Below are 17196 nucleotides of genomic sequence, written 5' to 3' on the forward strand. Positions count from 1 at the left end.
TTGTAGCACAATTAACTGTTATGGTTTAAATGTTAGCCTACCGAAAGCTTTCCGCAATTGCGCCGGAGAAACCAATCCCGGATGCAGAATTGACCACGGATTTGAAGTTTGTGCGCCGGCTGCCGACAACGATGTGATAGAATAAATATGAGCCGGAGCCAGTAATAATCCCTGCCCCAGACAGATTGTCGACAATGTTCCACTTATAATTGCTCCCGGCGTGGCCGATGCATTAATAATTGCCTGAATCCAATTCGGGTGGTCTGCTTTTGTTGTTAGAACAGGCCTTCCGTTAAGCGGGCCAAATGGATCCAGAATTACAAAATCGGAAATGTAATTTACAATCTCTCTCCAGGGAATCCACGCTGTAGTTACTCCATCGTTTCCGATCAAACGAATACCTCTTCTTCTTTCAGCAGAATCAACAACAAAACTTGTGTTATAAATCGTATTCAGGGTGTCATAGGTCCACGATGTTACAATGGTATCATTGTCAGTCGCATTATTCAAAATGGTTAAAACATTAGCAAGCTGAGCCAGGCTATATGAGGTTAAGTCGAAAACCTGGAAAGGAATTTCGCCGGTTAATGCCATTATTGGCAATGCCGAAAAACCTCCTTCAATACGATTAAAACCACCTGCCACCGCTGCATAGGCACGTTCAATGGCCCATGGCCAAACAATTCGTTTCGTCCAGTTCACATCAAAAGAATCTCCTGCCTGAACTTGCGATCCATAACTGCTATTCTGCACCAACTCACGCGCCTGTGCCTGAGTCATTGTTCCAGTTTTTTCCCGTAATTCAACTCCATTCGGGTTATGATTTCGGCTTAACGAAACACGAATTCTAGAGTTTGGATCAACGAGTGCTTTGTTGCCAACTATTTTTATTCGATAAAATTCGACATTAAAACCATTCCCTGATTCACTAACAGCGTTTACCAGCTGTGTGCGCCCTCCGCCTCGGGAGGCCATACTCTGCAGGGTAGCCAGCAAATAACAATCTCCAATAGCATTTTGAATCACATCGGCTAATGCCGGTTGTGGATCAAACAATTCATGTGTGGTTAAATCGATAGTCCATTGTCGCGGACCGCTCGCGGCAGGTCCGGCAATTTGCTCGGTATCATCCAGCCTTTGACCGCCTGTTAGCCCACGGTCATTTACATCTATTATCGTTTGCCCCCCTTCTTCATGTGTCGAACGATTGCTCAGCCGCTGAAACGACCTCACTTGTCGTCCAACATCTCGCCCACCCTGGTCTGTACCGGGCTGATGTCCGGGATAAACATAGGCGTCCCAGAATTCTCCCAGCCAATCACTCCCACTTTCAACAGCAAACTGAACAGATCCCGAACTGGCGTTGGCACCTCCCGGAATAGTTGATAAAATCGATTCCGCACTTTTTCCCTGCACCACTCTATCGGCTACCGCATCGGCATGCTGTTCATACGAATCACCGGGTTTGCCAATACCCGATTTTAGGTTTACCCCTTTTCGCTGCTGCACTACATGCGCCGCTTCGTGAGCAGCGGTATGCAGTGTTGGTGAATTACGAAATGCAACTTTGTTTCCTGCAGCGTAAGCCAGAGAACCCATTTTTCGGTTTGCATTCCCGGCATTAGAGTCTCGGTAAGATTGTATGCCTGATATATCATGTTTTCCAAAGGACGATTGAATTTGATGGAAAAATGGATAAGTTACCGGACTTCCCATAAATCCTGAACGCGCAGTTTGTTGTATTTGATGGCCGGGTTTTGCACTTTGCATCTTTGGTTGAACCGCTTCTTCCTCCTCCTCGGATTGGGACTGAACGACTTCCTCTTCTTCCTGAAACTGAACATTTCCATTTCGTTGAGTTTGAACGGGTTCTTCTTCTTCAGACTGCATTTGAACCGACATTTCAGTGTTTAAATCCGACGACGCAAAAAACGAATCAGCCTTTGCATTCGAAAAAAAGGGAGCACGGTTCCCGCTACTCTTTACTGCATCTTGTTTTACTGCATTTGCTTTCATAGGCTTACCATTCTACAAATATTAATTCCTTCTTCCACGGCAGTTTAATTATGGAAATGTTCCATTGTAATTTCTCCAACAGGATGTCCTGTGTTTTTCGTTCTACAATCAGTTTAAAATTCCGGTCGTTTTGTATCAGCTTTCCACTTCGTTTTATAAACATGTCCCGCAAGCCACCGGACGAAGTATTTTTTAAGGCCGGCCAGTTTTTGATGAGTTCACGGAGCATGTTATCGCCCTCTTTTTTTATGCTCTCATTGAGAAAACTGGTGGCCGGGACTGTTTTTTGCAGTGGTACTCCACACAGAAATTTTTCCAGCACCAGGTCGCCTTCAAAAAACTGTTCATTTCCGGTGGCGCAATAATGCAGTGCCTGCACAGCCTGAAATCGATAATCATCTTTGATTCTCCCATCTTCATCAAGCCAATCAAATTGCTGAAAAAATAGTTTCAAAAAGGGGTGAAAAAGAACCTGCCCTGCATTTTGAACGGCAATATCGCCAGCCTCTTTCTCAAAAAACAGCGGTTCTTTTTCCTCATTATAGCTATCCCTATGTGAAATAATGGTTGGGCTATCTTCAATGTTTCCCCTTTTCTGATTTGTTACTCCCTTTTTAAAGAACTGATTCTGTTCATGCTCTTTTAACAGAACCAAAACCTCATCGCAATCTTGTTGCGAAAGCACTAAACTTGTGTGTAGAGAAATATTTTTAAGCTGTTGAATTTGTTCGTGTATTGATTTTTTGGAGTAATTATCCGTTAAGTAAGCTGCGTAAAAATTCAGCAGATCAGGTTTCCAATTTATTTCAGGCTGTTGTAAAACTCTCTTAAGCAGAATGGAAAGGAACTGATTTCGGAGCGCATAATTCAGGCTTTCAACAAAAGTGTTTCTTTTGCGAATATCAAACAGATCAACTGTTTCAAGTGAGTTAATGAACTGAAATACATTTTGAACCGGTAATTGTAAAACAAACCTATTCAAGGCCATTTCATCCGATTTCAGCAACTTTTTTAGTTCTGTCGAAAAACGTTCCGATTGTACACTTTTCAACCACTCCTTTTCTGAGAACAGCTTATCGATATCAGATTTATGGCCGAACCAAGGCAAATGACCATTTTTGAGAAAGAATAAAAATATACTTTGTTGATTCTGCTCACCTGATATTTTATTGACCTGATGGTATTCTGAAATACGGTTTGATCGATGTTTCTCACCATTTACCGGATAACGTTTTTCAATGGCCGCGATTGCTAGTTTTTCTTTAAGTTGGTTTTCGATTTCCAATCGCAGGGCATCGGGACTATTCCAGTTATCAAGCGAGATTTCCAGATCGATCCTTTCAAAACGTGATATAATGTCACCGGTATCCATATAAGTAAAAAGTTGTTCGAGACCCGGAAAAATCTGGTCGTTCAGAAACAAACTGATATGATCTTTTAACCAGTAAGCTTCTTTCTCGTTAATCGCATCGATATCGAGAAAAACCTTGTCAATGATATGTCGGTCGGCATTCAAAATCAGATGAATTTATTTTCGATGATCAATTTCATGTGTTCGCCCAGAAATAGCATATCGGCCACCTTTTTGGCGTAAACCTCAACGAACTTTTTCATGGTGTCACTGAAGATGATTCGCATACCCTGCAGCCTTTTCAGCATATTCAGTATTTGATTGAGTATGCTGTCGATGAGGTCGCCAAACTTTTTGATCACTTCATTGTCCTGACACCCCAGGATGTTGTAGAAGAGTCGCAATTGCAATTCGAGCAAGGTCAATGCCTGTTTCTGCAATTCCTGATTATTTGCCAGCTCCATTACCATTCCTGATGTATCATTCAACAGTTTCGGGAACATAACCTCCAGTTCGGCGTTGGCTTCACCATTTAAGAACTCGTCGATTTGGTTGAGAACACCTTTATTGAAATCGCCGGAACCGCCATAAACAATGCGAGTTCGCTTAAGTATATCAGCCAAAATTCCGTCAGGATCCGGTTTAATAGTTGATAATATCTTCGCATCGCCCAGTATTGCAGCTTTTGTTTCTTCAACACAGGTATTTACCGGCGTTTCCTCAATGTACTTTGTTGTTACCGTTGTGCTCATGCGCGATACAGGACACACATCTGCACCTCTTGCAACCAGGGTTATCTTCCATTCCGAAGGATCATTCGGTTTAATAGTAATCGTTAATGGATCGAGATTCGACGTAGTCCGCAACGAACCATTTATCGTCCATTCAAAAGTTGAAGCGTTTTTAGATTCGTTGGTTATAACCAGCAGATTTTGATTTTCGACTTGTTTAGGCGAACAAGCCGCTACCGGTGCTGCGTGAACAGTTACCGACAATCCTGAGTTATCTCCGTTTAACAAGAAGGTAATCGTTCCGGGTTTTGCTGCCGCCGGAACAAAACTAAATCCTCCGGTATTATTCGGAATTACGCCATCACCTGAAATCTCTACTTTGGAGCCTTCGGGTGTCACTTTAAACGGATATTCCGTTTTATCGCTGGCACAGAATGTATCGGGATCAAGACTGATCTCCGGCTGTATTTCTTCAAAAACAATATCGTGCTCAACTGTTGTTTTGCAAATGCCGTTAGCTGCAGTGGCCGTTAAGCGCACCGTAACTTTGTTCTCGTCGTTAACCGGCAATTTATAGGTGTGTGAAGGATTTTGTTCAGTAGCAGTTGCTCCATCTCCAAACTCCCAGAAAAAGCCTGTTCCTTCCAAATCGCCGGTAGGAACAAACCGATGGGTAGCCTCGGTAGTTGGTTCGGCAGGCACGCCAAAATCTACCTGGATTCCCCGGTACACCGTCAGTACAGCATCAGTTACCTGGTTATCGACTGTAAATTTAATCGCCTGACCCAACATTTCTTCAGGGAAATTATTAGTAACGATGGTAATTTTGCCGTTCTCAATGCTCACTCCTGCAACCTGAGGATTCATTCCAATTTTACCGTCGGTTGGCGAAACTTCAAATAGAATCGGATCGGTATCCGCTAGCAGGCAATACGTGTTGCGGGAAAGCCGTAAAGTTGCCGGTGGTTTTGAAATGATGTAATTGATCGGTGCACAATCAGAGCAACACATGTAGGGCAATGCAAAATCGGCTACCACTGTGTTATCGGCAATTTGAGAAGTTGGAATCAGCCGGTCGAGAATATTAATTTCTCTTAATCGCGAAGTATAATCTTCGTATTTTATCAGTTCCGTGGCACTTTTTAACACGGTTGACCGCTCCGATAATGACAAATTCTCCAGGTTCATAATCCTATCTGAGATCATCGCCTTTGAAATATTAAAATTATCAGCAGAAACCTTTGGTCCGGAAAGCACGGCATCGGAAAGTACATTACTTACATCGCGCGTAGTTTCGCTGTTTTTATATACCAGCACCAGCGTTCCACCCGGCTCAACTCCGGATTTATGCTCCAGTCCCGGATGTTTCTCAATAAATTTCGAAAGCTGCAAACGTAAAAGGATCTGTTCCTTTCGCGCATTTACCTCGTCCAGTAAAACTTCCAGTTTTTTGCCCGAACAACAAACTGTCGACAACTGGTTAATCAGCAAACCTGTAAACGACTGCAACCCAACCGAAAGTTTCGTTGACTGATATTTCGCTTTAAGTTTTTTTACCAGGCTGCACAACTGCGATAACGACAATCTATAATCATTCACCCGGCTTACATCAACGAGGTTAACAGCTAACGGCATTCGCTGCGTTAACACGTAAGTGTGTGCCATCAGTTCAACCGATTTATTCACCACAAATTCTTTTAATTCGGGCTCGGCATTCCATTCTTCGGTATTTACCTTCGCCTCCAGTTTTTTGCTGGCGTTGGCAATAATATCGTTTACCGATCCTCCTTTGGTCTCTTCTATCGCCTTAATCATTTCTACGCCAATGGTATCTGCAACGGTCGTGATATTATCTTCCACTGCCTTTCCTTTTACGACTTCCTCGTACAATGCTTTTGTTGCAGTTCCTACCGACGATTTATAATAAACAGGTTGATAAGCCATTGCGGCAGTATAATTAACATCGAAATTGGCATTGACAGCAGTCGCCTTTTTCAGATCGAGTTCGGATTCGCGAATATTTGCCCCCGGTATCTTGGTACTAAAAGCAGAAAAGAAACTTGCCACTTCGGCAAGAATACAATCCTGCTCTTTTGTCCAGGCTTTCAGCATAACTTTCAAATCCTCAAATTCGCACTCGTAATCGTCGATATCGAGATTATCCGTTCTGAGATTAACTGACAAAGCTTTTACGTCGAACGACAAGCCATATTTTTTTTTCTGATCGTCCAGCTCTTCCAGTACATCACGGTAATCTTTTCCCTGATGACCTTCTATCCGGTAAAAATCGGAGTTGTCCAAGTTGTAGTTGAGCGGATCCTGCACTTGCGGTCCCGAAGCCAGATTTTCTATCCGGTAACCAAGGTTGTAATTGTGTTTAAACAATTTTGTTTTCGAATAATTCCAGGCCTTTAAAAAGTTGGTATCGAGCTTGTAATAAAATGGAATACTTCGCTGGCTCAATTCAGGCAATTTATTCGAAGGAGTGATCCTGATCTCTCCCGATTTGATGTTATAATTATTAATCAACTCAAATAATTTCAGCAAAAGACTTTTGGCTTTTTTTATCTCTTTACAATCGCAGCCGGATGCAGACGAAGGGTAAAAATCGTGACGCAAATCTTTGGGTTCACTGTTAACTTCCGACAACAAACCCAGCATCAGGTGTTTTGGGAAAGCTGTGATATCGGGTAGGCAAAGCTGTTTGAGCTGAAGCAGCAAATCTTTTAATTCATCGTAAGTATCCACTAAATCTTTGAGCAGATCGTAACGGTACTGAATATCAAAAGGCACGCCATACGGACTAAAGGCATAATAGCTATTTAGTTTTGAAAGCGCCGAATTCAGCGAAGTTTTGGAAATACTTAACTGTAACAATTTGCCAAAGTTTTTGACGATCAGACTTATGCCTTGTCCGAGTTGCGTAACCGTATTGTTTTTACTTAGTGTGCTGCCTTTTATCGCATCGTAATAAGCCCGTTTCAACTCTTCGTATTTCGAGGTATTGATTCTATTAAGCACCACACGTTTTACCGCCGGTTCAGGCAGGTTGAAATACTGTTCAAATCGGTCGTGATTGGTATAAATTACATCGTTGGAAGCAATAAATTCGGCATCGGACTTCGAAACCAGCAACACCCGAAGGCGATTGATCTGGGCAACTCCCTGGTTATCGCAATCAATGGCCGTGCACAGGTCGCCATCATCGGCAAACGATTCCAGGTAAAGCAAAACCACCATATTATTCAAATCAGGCAATTCACTCAACGGTGTTACATCTTCAACTTCGGTGTCTTCAGGATGAAGTTCAAACAGATCAAGCACTTCGAAAGCCATTTCATCACCTCCCGTAAGTTTTCGGAAACGTGAATAGGAAGCGGCATCATCCTTAAATTTTTTGTACATGGAAAACGTCAGCGAGCCTGTCGCTAATTTCTTTAAAGGCGACTTTTTAACTGCTTTCTGTAATTGAATTAAATCGCCGTCGGTAGTTACACCAACACCTTGCGAAATAGAAATTTTGGTTCCGCTTCTGCTGACCTTAAATCCGCAAACAAGTCCAACCCCGTTCAGGAAAACACGCGTTAAACGGTCCTGATCGTCGAAGTAAGTAATAAACTCATTCAACTGTTTTTCAGTCAATACCTGGTTTTCGACAAAAGTATGATACTTGGTTGTGATTTCTGTTAATTTCGATGCCATCACTTCTGTAATTAAAGGTTTCCAATATTTGTTCGGCCCAGAATAATCCGGCCTTTCAACGAATCTTCTTCATCATCGCAATCGATCAACCGGCCTTCGGGGTAAATCGAATTCAGTTGTTCGAGTGCTTCTATCAGCTTTTTCAGTTTTGTTTCCACTTGTTTCTGCCCCGATTTTGTTTTCGTGAGCAGAAAATCTTTGTATGCTTTTTCAAACTGAACCATGTCGTTTTTGTCGTCATCAACCCAGCCTTTGGGTTCGCCAATCCAGCAAACTCGCGCCAAAACATGAGCCGGCAATTCCCGGCGTATCAGGTCTTCCATAAAGTTCCTGAAATCCATGTTTCCAAATCGGTACGTCCAGCCGGGTAAAATCACCGTTACACGATACGAATACGGATCGATGGGCTCGCAGCTTTCGCAATTATCGGTACATACCGACATAAACTGCTCTTTTAATCCCTCTTCGGCAGTTATATCGGGGCGCAGCAGAATGTGCTCAACAATGTACATTCCCTCTTCTTTAAAATCATTGCGTAGGAAAAGGATCAAATCCAGGATCGCCTGTTTCAGTTCTTCCTGTGTATCGTAATAAAGAAATTGCCGGGCAATAATACGGTCGGTGCTGCCGGGATCGGCATTCAGGTTGATTACATCAAACGAATACTTGCCGCTCTCTGCTTTTTGTATTTCAAAATTGCCAACTTCAGCCTCGTCATTAATCGTTTTCTCAAAACCTTTATTAATGATCTCTGGATCGGTCTCCACCACTTTTACAATCGACTGGTACATTTCTTCGCGGGCGGCCCCCGGCGTTTTGTAGTTTACGGTTGCCGAAAGCACTGCTTCGTTTTCATCGTTCCTTATCCGCCAGCGATAAACTGTTCTTTCATCGGCATCTTGCAATTCATAAATCTCGGCAAACGAACCGGACAAATCGCGCCGGCTAAAATCCTGAACACCACACAGGCGGGCTATTCGTTTTTGCGCACCAGCTACATTATTGGTATTCCAAAGTTGAGCGGATTTCTGATTTAAATAATTGACTGCGCTGCCCCGCCAGTTACTGATCCCTTTATTTTTAAGTTCTTTTACACCGTTTTGCACCTTTACGATCTCTCCATATTCCGAAAGAAATTTCTGTTTGGCATCAATCACCGCTTGTCCGGAATAAGCTCCGTACAGTTGTTTCATTAAAAAAGAATACTGACTGAAGTTTTCGGCAAAGCGCGCCAGTAAATGATCGAGCAATTGATTTTTGCGGGCAATATTATCATCGAGATCCGCCAACAATTTTTTAGTCAGGAGCTCGTCATTTGATTTTGGGTAGTCTTCTACCAAATCGGAAAAACCTTTAATGTCTTTTACCGCCTGCGTAAAATAAGTGCTGCTCAAACTGTTGTCCACCGATAGCACTTCTTTTACCTTATCCAAATGTGAAAAGTAAGTGGCAAAAATCTGATCGAAAAACAAAAGGTAAGCTTTTAACTGTTTAGCCTGCGCTTTGCGTGTTACCGATGCTCTTGAATTTAACCCGACCTGCCCGATTCCATAAGTCTCCGGAAAATCATTCTGAATAGTTGTTGTTTCACCGGTTCCCAAATACTCGCCTTCGGGCACGGAAATAGCTTTATCGAGTGCTGAAAATTCCTGCCGGTCGTCTTCTTCGGCTTCCAGTTCAGCAATGTATTCTTTTACTTTTTTGCTGTTTACATTTACCGGCAGAACGCCTTTATAATAGCTGAATGCACTAAGGTGACAGCGAACAGGTTTCTTGCCCTCATCCACACAAACCAGCCAAACATCCTTTTCTTCCTCCGGGTTATTGCAATCGTTTATCGAAATGTCTTTGATGAGTTTTACCCCGTCAATTTTCATGATCAGCTGCACGATGTCAGATAAGCGAATTTCTTTTCGCAAGCGGGCATTTTCCAACTCTTCAGGATCGATAAAACCATGACTCAGAAGCGGTCCTTCAAAAATCTGGTCGCTCGAATACCCTTTGTCGAATAGTTGCTGCAAGGAATAAAACCAGAGCTTTGGTGAAAAATACACATCAATGGCGCGTAAAACCTGCGCATGAACTTTTTCCTCGTCCATCTCGGGGTTGAGTTCAATACTGGCGCACACCTGAATTGGGTGCGTTTCCACCTTTTCTACTTTTACCAGATCTTCGCAAAGGTTACGATTGGCATGGTATGTAGTAATTATTTTCTGATCAATTTCCTCAATTTTGGCTTCCTCATCATCCGCTTCTTTAAGAACGCGTTCGTCATAATCCACAATAATTTTGTACAATCCGTTTATTATGAACTGCTTTTGTTCCTCTTTATCAAGGGCCTCAAAATCTTTTGGATCGTAGCTTAGTAAATCGTTCTTACAATCTACATGTACGGTTTTTTCATATTTCTTCAACCAGCAGTTTTTTACCCCGTCAATATCAATAAATAACTTCCGGTAGTCGGCTTCGGTTACCGGTTTTGAAGGCAAAATCTGTTGGGCATCAAAAAACTGATCGTTAAGCGAGCCCGGGCCTGAAGGTGTTAAAATGTTTTCGAGCGGCATTGAAATGCGTGCCCCCAAATCGGTAATGGCATAACTCAGCATTTCCAGGATCGTGATTCCGGGATCGTGTTCGTTGTAGTCTGTCCAGATATTTCCGGCGAGCTTTTCGATGTATTCCTGTCCTTTTTGGCGCAGGAAAGCATAATCCAGGTCATCGCCTGTTGCCACACTTTTCGGAATGGTAATATGTTCGTTTAACTCTGACATGGTTCTGCAGGTTCGATTTTAATATTTGAACAATAGTTTTCAGCGTCGCCAATATTGTGTCGTTTTGATGACACCAAAATGGCTTCCGGACTGTTTGGACTCGCTATTTTCACTTCTGTTTCGTTGCCTGTTGCGGCATTGGTTTGAAACAGTTTTAAATCGCTGACAAAGTCCACATATTTTAGTTTTTCGACATAATCGATAACAGTGCTTTTGTGCAACGAAATACCAAACTGAATAAGTGCTATGCTATCGAAAGCCCAGGGTGAAAGCAGTCGCGTAAGATCTTCGTTTAGTACTGATTTGTAATAAACCTCGTCGTATCCCTCGTGAAATTGTACTTTCAGATTAACACGTACTTCCTCGTATTCCGGATTGATAACTTTTGTATTAACCTGAGGAGCGTTAAGTTCCCTGAGGTAATTTTCAATACGATTTAATGTTGCCTTGCTAACCCGGGGCTTGTATATATCAAAAACATTTCTGTTTATAATATCGGGAATGACCACCAGCACCACATTCCCGGGTGCCAGATAGCTTGTTTTTCTTTTACCTTTTTCAACTTTCGTTGAGGTATGATTCAGGCACTTCACTTTATGTATTTCAGGAAATTCCTGAAGCACCAAATGCTCGTAATCCCACAAGGTAATGGCCCGGTTTTTATGCCGTAAGCGTTCACTAACACGACGATAAAAAGCTGAATCACTTTCTGTTGGCTGGCCTCCAAATGAATTGTAAGGTTGCGAAAGCGACTTAATTTTTGGCGGCCTCACTACCATTTTCGAAATGGTATTGGAAGTCAATCCATCAGACAAATGATCCAGCTTGTTATCGTTGTTGTCAAATTTGGCTTCTACTGCTTGAGCATGAATTCCTATAACTTTTGAAACCGCATTGTATTTTTTGTGCATCCGCGCTTTTAACCACATTAGTCCGCCAGGAAGCAAAGTATTGTTGGTTGTGGCTTCTTTTGGAATTTTGAACTTAAAAATGCCCGATTTTAACAGATTATCAGTTTGGTTGGAGATTATGGAAGAACGCTCCAGCCGTTTCCATTCGTTGCGACACAACATCCACCACTCCACTTTTTGTTTGCCTACAAAGGATTCTGCTTCCGGGTTTTCACTGCCTTCAAGCACCTGTATCAGCAGAGACACATTTTGCTGTGGCTGCGCGTTTTCAAGCCCGACATAGAGTTCACCGCCATTACAATAGGTGGGTACAGCATGCTGTGTTTTTGCTTCGTTTGCAGGTAAAATCTTATTGGCAATTTTTTGCTCAATATCCTCTTCAGCCTGACCAAAAGGATGCTCGTGGTACAACTCAAAATCTTTAAACTCGTAACTGCTCTCTTCCGGTTTAAGTTGTGCAGAAGCAAAGTAGTCCAGCGTTAGTTTTTCGACAAACGGCGTGTAGGGTTCGTTCGGAATCAGTACATTTTTGTCTTCATTGCTCATCGCGACAGCATATAAACGCGGGTACATCTCATGTAGAAAAGTACGGTTTAGCGACAAACGCACCGGACCATTTTTTTCGGAAGACGAAACAGGATTTGAGACACTAAAATCAAGGGTGTAGAAAATTTCATCATCACGCGTTTGTTTGTCAAACAGTGCCAGATTTTTCAAACCTCCAACCGTTTCCCAATCCTCTTGTTTACTGATTTCTACTTTTGCATTAAAATCACTTAAATCATCAATAATACGATCGTCAAATTTATACTTCTCAATTTTCGTTTCAGCATTAGTTCTGCCCGGCAATTCAATCTTCCTTGCCTTTATCGTGGGTAAATCTTCCAAACTTAATTTGTATTCTTTGCTAAATATCAAATCCGAATAATCCAATACACTTAACTGTGTAAGAAATGGCTTTCGATATGCGGCGTACCAACTTAAAAAGTCGTCCGGCGTATTTTTCCACTCCACATTAATGTTCAGCTTGTTCCATTTCTTTTTGTACAACTCGGCATAATCCACATAGAATTTCGACTTTTTTACGGGCTGTGTACCAAAGAGATAAAAGGGTTTTGAGGCATTAATTGCACCAATATCGTTGTAAAGATTCAGGCTTTCAACGCCAATTGCTGCCACATCGATTGAGAGTCCGTTAAGTTTTTTATCCACCAAATCGCGGTAGAGTTCGTGTCCAGTTTCATCGCCCGTGTTTATAAGCACACGGCAAACCGGGAATTCAGTTTTGAAATTTTCGGCATGTATTTTTTTATCGTAAGCCACAACGGCTTTTTCGTCTTTTGGAATCTGGAAAAGAATATGAAGCAAACTCAAGTCAGTGGCATCGGAGCCCGATGAAAAATTAGCTCCGATAGCGTTGTTGTCAAATGTTCCGATGATTTCTGCGGATTCTAGCCAGCCTTTTTCGCCCGTAAATAGAATTTCAAGGTTGGCTTTTAAATCATCAGACGAATAGGATTTTGAAAGTGCTGTTTCGAAATCGAGTGTCAATTGCACATAGCGCTCACCTTCCTGCAACTCCAGAATTTCGCCCGAAACCGCAAAACCAATTTTGGCATTCGGTAATTCAGGAAACTCGCGTAAATCGGGTTCATCGCCTTCGGGGGGCAATTCGTAGTAGGCAAAAGGCCACCATTTTACATTTTTATCCGGGAAATCTGCGCCTGCACCGTCGTAGGAATTGGCAACTTCGGCAGCTATTATTTTTCGGTATTCGTGATCGTTGTAAACACTTTTTAGCGCCGCCACTTTGGCCTGATTGGCTACAAGCTCTTCCTCTGTTTTGTATATGAGTTTTTTACCTCCCGAGTCTTTCCCTGCATCCAACGTCGTTGATTCAGTTATTATTTCCGATTCAGCGTTTTTTGCCAGTTCAAATAAAACATGAACGGTATCGGGTGTTGCCGCTTGTTTTTCAAGTTTTAATACCCTTTGGTAATAGAAATCGAGGTGCCGCTTTGTTAAACGGTTAAAATGATTTTTAGTAGTATCGAGCAGTTTTATAAAAGTGACAAACAAAGCCAGATGCGGTGTGATTTCCGAGCCGGTTTCAAGCTCTTTCAGAAAATCTGTCAGTTCATCTTTTGCGATAAAAAAGTCTTGCCAGTTATCGGCCGGAACCTGATCGTTTTTGGTATCGAAATACTTAACATGAAGCGCAAAATCCCAGGCAAACTTCATCCACTCATCCAGGCCAAAATCGTTCAGTTTCACCCATGCGGGATTGAGCGCTTCAATAAACCTCGATTGTTGTTCCGTTCCCTCACGTGGAAGTAATATGTCTTTTCCGCAATTTGCCATTTAAGTTTCGTTTATGTTTCGCTGCCTTCGGTTTTATAGAATGGGAATACCATATTTTTTCGCGAGTTGGTCGACCGGATGGTATAATCAATATTGATCAGCAGTTCGCCCTCCAGTTCATTGATTGGATCGATGGCGATTTTATTCACGTCAATCCGCGGTTCATGATACAGAATGGCCCTTTTTATCAGGTCGATCACATAGGTTTTCAGCGTAAGATTCAAAGGTTTAAAAAGCAGTTCATCAAGGTTACATCCGTAATCGGGAACCATAATACGTTCGCCCAGACGGGTCGACAATAATATCTCCAGACTGCTTTTAATGTCCTCCTCGTTTTCCAGAAGTTTCACACTTTTTGTCCCCTTTTTGAATTCAGGCGGAAAACTCCATCCGCGTCCTAAAAATGAGTTGTATTTCTGCATGTTAGCCTCCAATTATTACTGTTGAACTTCCCATTATTATTGATCCGCCATGTGCAGTAAGATCGCCTACACGGGCGGCCGGCATTCCGCCAATTAATACGGTTCCCGATCCCATAATAATCGTATCGGGCGGACCGGAACAGGTGGCCATATCGCCTACACGGGCTGCGGGTAATCCTTCAATTAAAACCGTTGGGCTTCCCGGAGGTAAAACCGGCCCTCCAACATGTGGTGCCCCGCCCGGATTTACCATCGGGCAGGTGTGCATATCATTTATTCTTGCTGCTGGTGGCATATCAATTTATTTGTACTAATGATCCTGTAACTTTTGTTATCGCCGGAGATGCCAGTTCAGATCCGGCACTGCCTTCGGCTTTAAATTCAGCATTGGCGGTAATGCCAACATTCATTCCTTCGATGTTTACATCGCCCGTAGCTTTTATCGAAATATCACCGCTACTCTCGAGGGTAATCCCATTGGAATCGAAAGTGCTTACATTTCCTGATTCGTCTTCGATTTTTATGGTTCCTGCATCATCATCAACCGTAATGATTTTGCCGCCGGGCGTTTCAAGAAGTACCGACTTTTTCTCGTCGTTAAACAAAAATTTTAACTCGCTGCGGGTTACAAATCCCTTTTCGTTGTTGGATTCTTCGGGTTCAAGTGGCGAAGGCAATGCGCTACTGTGCAACATGCCCAGAACCACCGGATCGTTTGGATCGTCATTCAGAAAGCCAACGATCACCTCATCATCCGGTTCGGGGCGGAAAAACGATCCGCGATTGTCGCCTGCATCGAGTGTTGCCACACGTGCCCAAACGCCTTGTTCGTCGTTGTTGATAATGGGCATACGCACCATCACGCGATACTCGCCGTTTGGGTCGTCGTGAATTTGCGTGACCTTTGCCACATGCAAACCACTTACGGCACCATGCAATCCGGCCGCCGGCATTTCATTGATATCAACTGTTTCGGAAAACCATTTTGGATTGATTCCGAATTGGGTATCAATGGTCCAGTTGCCTTCGGTAATTTGATGACGAACAGCCGAAACATACACTTTGCCATTAAATCGATCGCCTACGCCCGATAATACAACTGTTGTATTTGGCTTCACATCGGGAACGCCTTGAAAACGCACCCGCCCGCGTGTTTTCGACAGTTGATTAAACAACTTTTTGGCATTGGCCCACTCCTGTAATCCGGCATCGCTACTGGCACTCCCATCGCGTAATTCCAGTTTATCCAGTTCAATTACTGAAGCCAGTTCATTGGGCGAAATATTTCCGTTTAATTCTACGTCGGCATTATTGGCTTCCTTCTCCACGATCTCCTGATTCGCCACATCCCAACCAAAACTGGTTACATTGGCAAACTGATTTCTTGCATCCATCTCCGCATCAAAATCAAGAATAGTAGCGCCGTAAACGAGTGTCATTTTTTCTTCCTGCGAATAATCGGGAGCCAGCACCGAAAACTTACCATCGTCGATCACACAAACTTTACCGTTTGCCTGGGCACGAGTCACGCAAAAATCCCAGTCGCTTACCCGATACTGAACCATTTCAGGATACGTTACACCCGTTTCTTCAACGTCAGATTCCAAACCATGTGTACCGATTATTTCTTCCAGAATATCGCTGTCTTTACTGTCGTAGAAATATTTGCTTTTACGGCCAATGCTCATTTTAACGGCCTTGTCTTTGCATTCAATTTCCAGCTGTGCTTTGTCGGAGCGGATCTTCAAATTATGCCGGATTACAATCCCTTTAAAAATGGTTTCTTCCTCGGAATGATAACCACTTTTTATCTCAATTTCCTTTCCTGGAACAAAGAAACTTTCGTTGCTCAGCACAAAATCCTGTGCCGCAGGATCGCCGTCAAGCAATATGATTTTTGCCCAGGGAATCCGGTTGATCTCCTTTTGCACCGTGATGCTTAAAACCTGGTTAACAGAGGATAATTCTTCCCCTTCAACCAGAATTTTAAAGGTTACCAGATCGGCTGACCGTACAGTTGGTATGACTCGCGTTTCAGGCATATTTATGAGACTTTATCGATTGGCGGAAAGAATATTTTCTGCCCAACCTTTAGTTTTCTAAAATTTGTTATGCGGTTTGCTTTTGCCACTTCGAGGTAATATTTCGTGTCGCCGTAAATCCGGTGGGTCATCAAAGGCAAGGTATCACCTTCTTTCACTTCCCGAATGTGGGTAAGATCGGGCGAATTATTGTTCTCGGTAGCCACCCGCAACGTATCCTCAACAAAACCTTTAAATTTTGCGTTGGCCGTTGCACGCAGCGGCGTACCGTCGGCTTTAAACAGTTTAAACGTAATATCAACTTCGGTTAAAACACCTTTAAACAAAAGTGTTCCCCACAAAATAACCAGGTAATTGGGTCGGTGCTCGTCGCCGTTGTAATCAAAAACCACCCGTTTAAACTGATCGATATCTTCCTTAATGCCATTTCCTTTATCCGCCGATAGCTCATTATCATTCGCGGTTGCAGGATTACCGTAATTCACCAAAACTCCCGTTCGGTCGAAAATAAACTCCAGTTCCAGATTTTCTGGCGGTGTGCGGTTATAGCGCGGCGAAGAAGAACTTGTACCAGAGGCCTGCTGGTTGTTTTGTTCCACCTTGTACTTAAAAACATACTTCTCCGGGTTCAATAAAGTTTGAAATTCGCCATTGGCAACCTCGTTATTGAACTGTTCGTCGCGGTATGCTTTTATCTGCAGTTTTGTAAGTTCTCCCGACATATCAGCGTTCCTCTTTTTTCGATAATATTTCCATCACCTGTTCCACACAGGCTTCTATGATCTTCTCTTTTGAGCTTTCCTCATTACTACCACCGCTTCGTGGTTGTCCCGAATCGCCGGAAACATTGATCTTGATGTGTAATTCCTTAATTTCTATTGGCATAATA

General features: G+C 42.8%; 10 protein-coding genes. All 10 read right to left on the reverse strand.

Features of this window, described 5'->3' with window-relative positions; translation table 11 throughout:
- Window positions 1–18 precede the first annotated feature (18 nt).
- Genes G4420_RS10010 through G4420_RS23245 form a run of 10 tightly spaced genes read right to left on the reverse strand, consistent with a single transcriptional unit; the run spans window position 19 to window position 17192 of the window.
- Complete coding sequence (locus tag G4420_RS10010) at window positions 19–2016, reverse strand: eCIS core domain-containing protein (protein WP_163323512.1); 1998 nt, start codon at window positions 2014–2016, stop codon at window positions 19–21.
- Window positions 2017–2020: 4 nt separating this feature from the next.
- The gene (locus G4420_RS10015) at window positions 2021–3532 is read right to left on the reverse strand and encodes a contractile injection system tape measure protein (protein WP_163323513.1); all 1512 of its coding nucleotides are present in this window, start codon (window positions 3530–3532) and stop codon (window positions 2021–2023) included.
- Between the two features lie 2 nt (window positions 3533–3534).
- Window positions 3535–7800 (reverse strand): PKD domain-containing protein, encoded by a 4266-nt coding sequence (locus G4420_RS10020; RefSeq protein ID WP_163323514.1) that lies wholly within the window; start codon window positions 7798–7800, stop codon window positions 3535–3537.
- Window positions 7801–7811: 11 nt separating this feature from the next.
- Window positions 7812–10571: a hypothetical protein gene (locus G4420_RS10025; protein WP_163323515.1), complete on the reverse strand. Its 2760-nt coding sequence runs from the start codon at window positions 10569–10571 to the stop codon at window positions 7812–7814.
- The gene (locus tag G4420_RS10030) at window positions 10559–13843 is read right to left on the reverse strand and encodes a baseplate J/gp47 family protein (protein WP_163323516.1); all 3285 of its coding nucleotides are present in this window, start codon (window positions 13841–13843) and stop codon (window positions 10559–10561) included. Before G4420_RS10030 ends, G4420_RS10025 begins: the two co-directional genes overlap by 13 nt.
- 11 nt (window positions 13844–13854) lie before the next feature.
- A complete protein-coding gene (locus G4420_RS10035) occupies window positions 13855–14265 on the reverse strand; it encodes a GPW/gp25 family protein (RefSeq protein ID WP_163323517.1) in 411 nt (136 codons plus the stop codon).
- A gap of 1 nt (window position 14266) precedes the next feature.
- Entirely contained in the window at window positions 14267–14560 is a 294-nt protein-coding gene (locus G4420_RS10040; protein WP_163323518.1) for a PAAR domain-containing protein, read from the reverse strand.
- Between the two features lies 1 nt (window position 14561).
- Entirely contained in the window at window positions 14562–16307 is a 1746-nt protein-coding gene (gene vgrG / locus G4420_RS10045; RefSeq protein ID WP_163323519.1) for a type VI secretion system tip protein VgrG, read from the reverse strand.
- Window positions 16308–16309: 2 nt separating this feature from the next.
- Window positions 16310–17029, reverse strand: a complete 720-nt coding sequence (locus G4420_RS10050; RefSeq protein ID WP_163323520.1) for a CIS tube protein — start codon at window positions 17027–17029, stop codon at window positions 16310–16312.
- Between the two features lies 1 nt (window position 17030).
- Complete coding sequence (locus tag G4420_RS23245; protein ID WP_204273650.1) at window positions 17031–17192, reverse strand: DUF5908 family protein; 162 nt, start codon at window positions 17190–17192, stop codon at window positions 17031–17033.
- Window positions 17193–17196 lie beyond the last annotated feature (4 nt).

The sequence above is a fragment of the Draconibacterium mangrovi genome (assembly GCF_010586825.1).
Classification (GTDB): domain Bacteria; phylum Bacteroidota; class Bacteroidia; order Bacteroidales; family Prolixibacteraceae; genus Draconibacterium; species Draconibacterium mangrovi.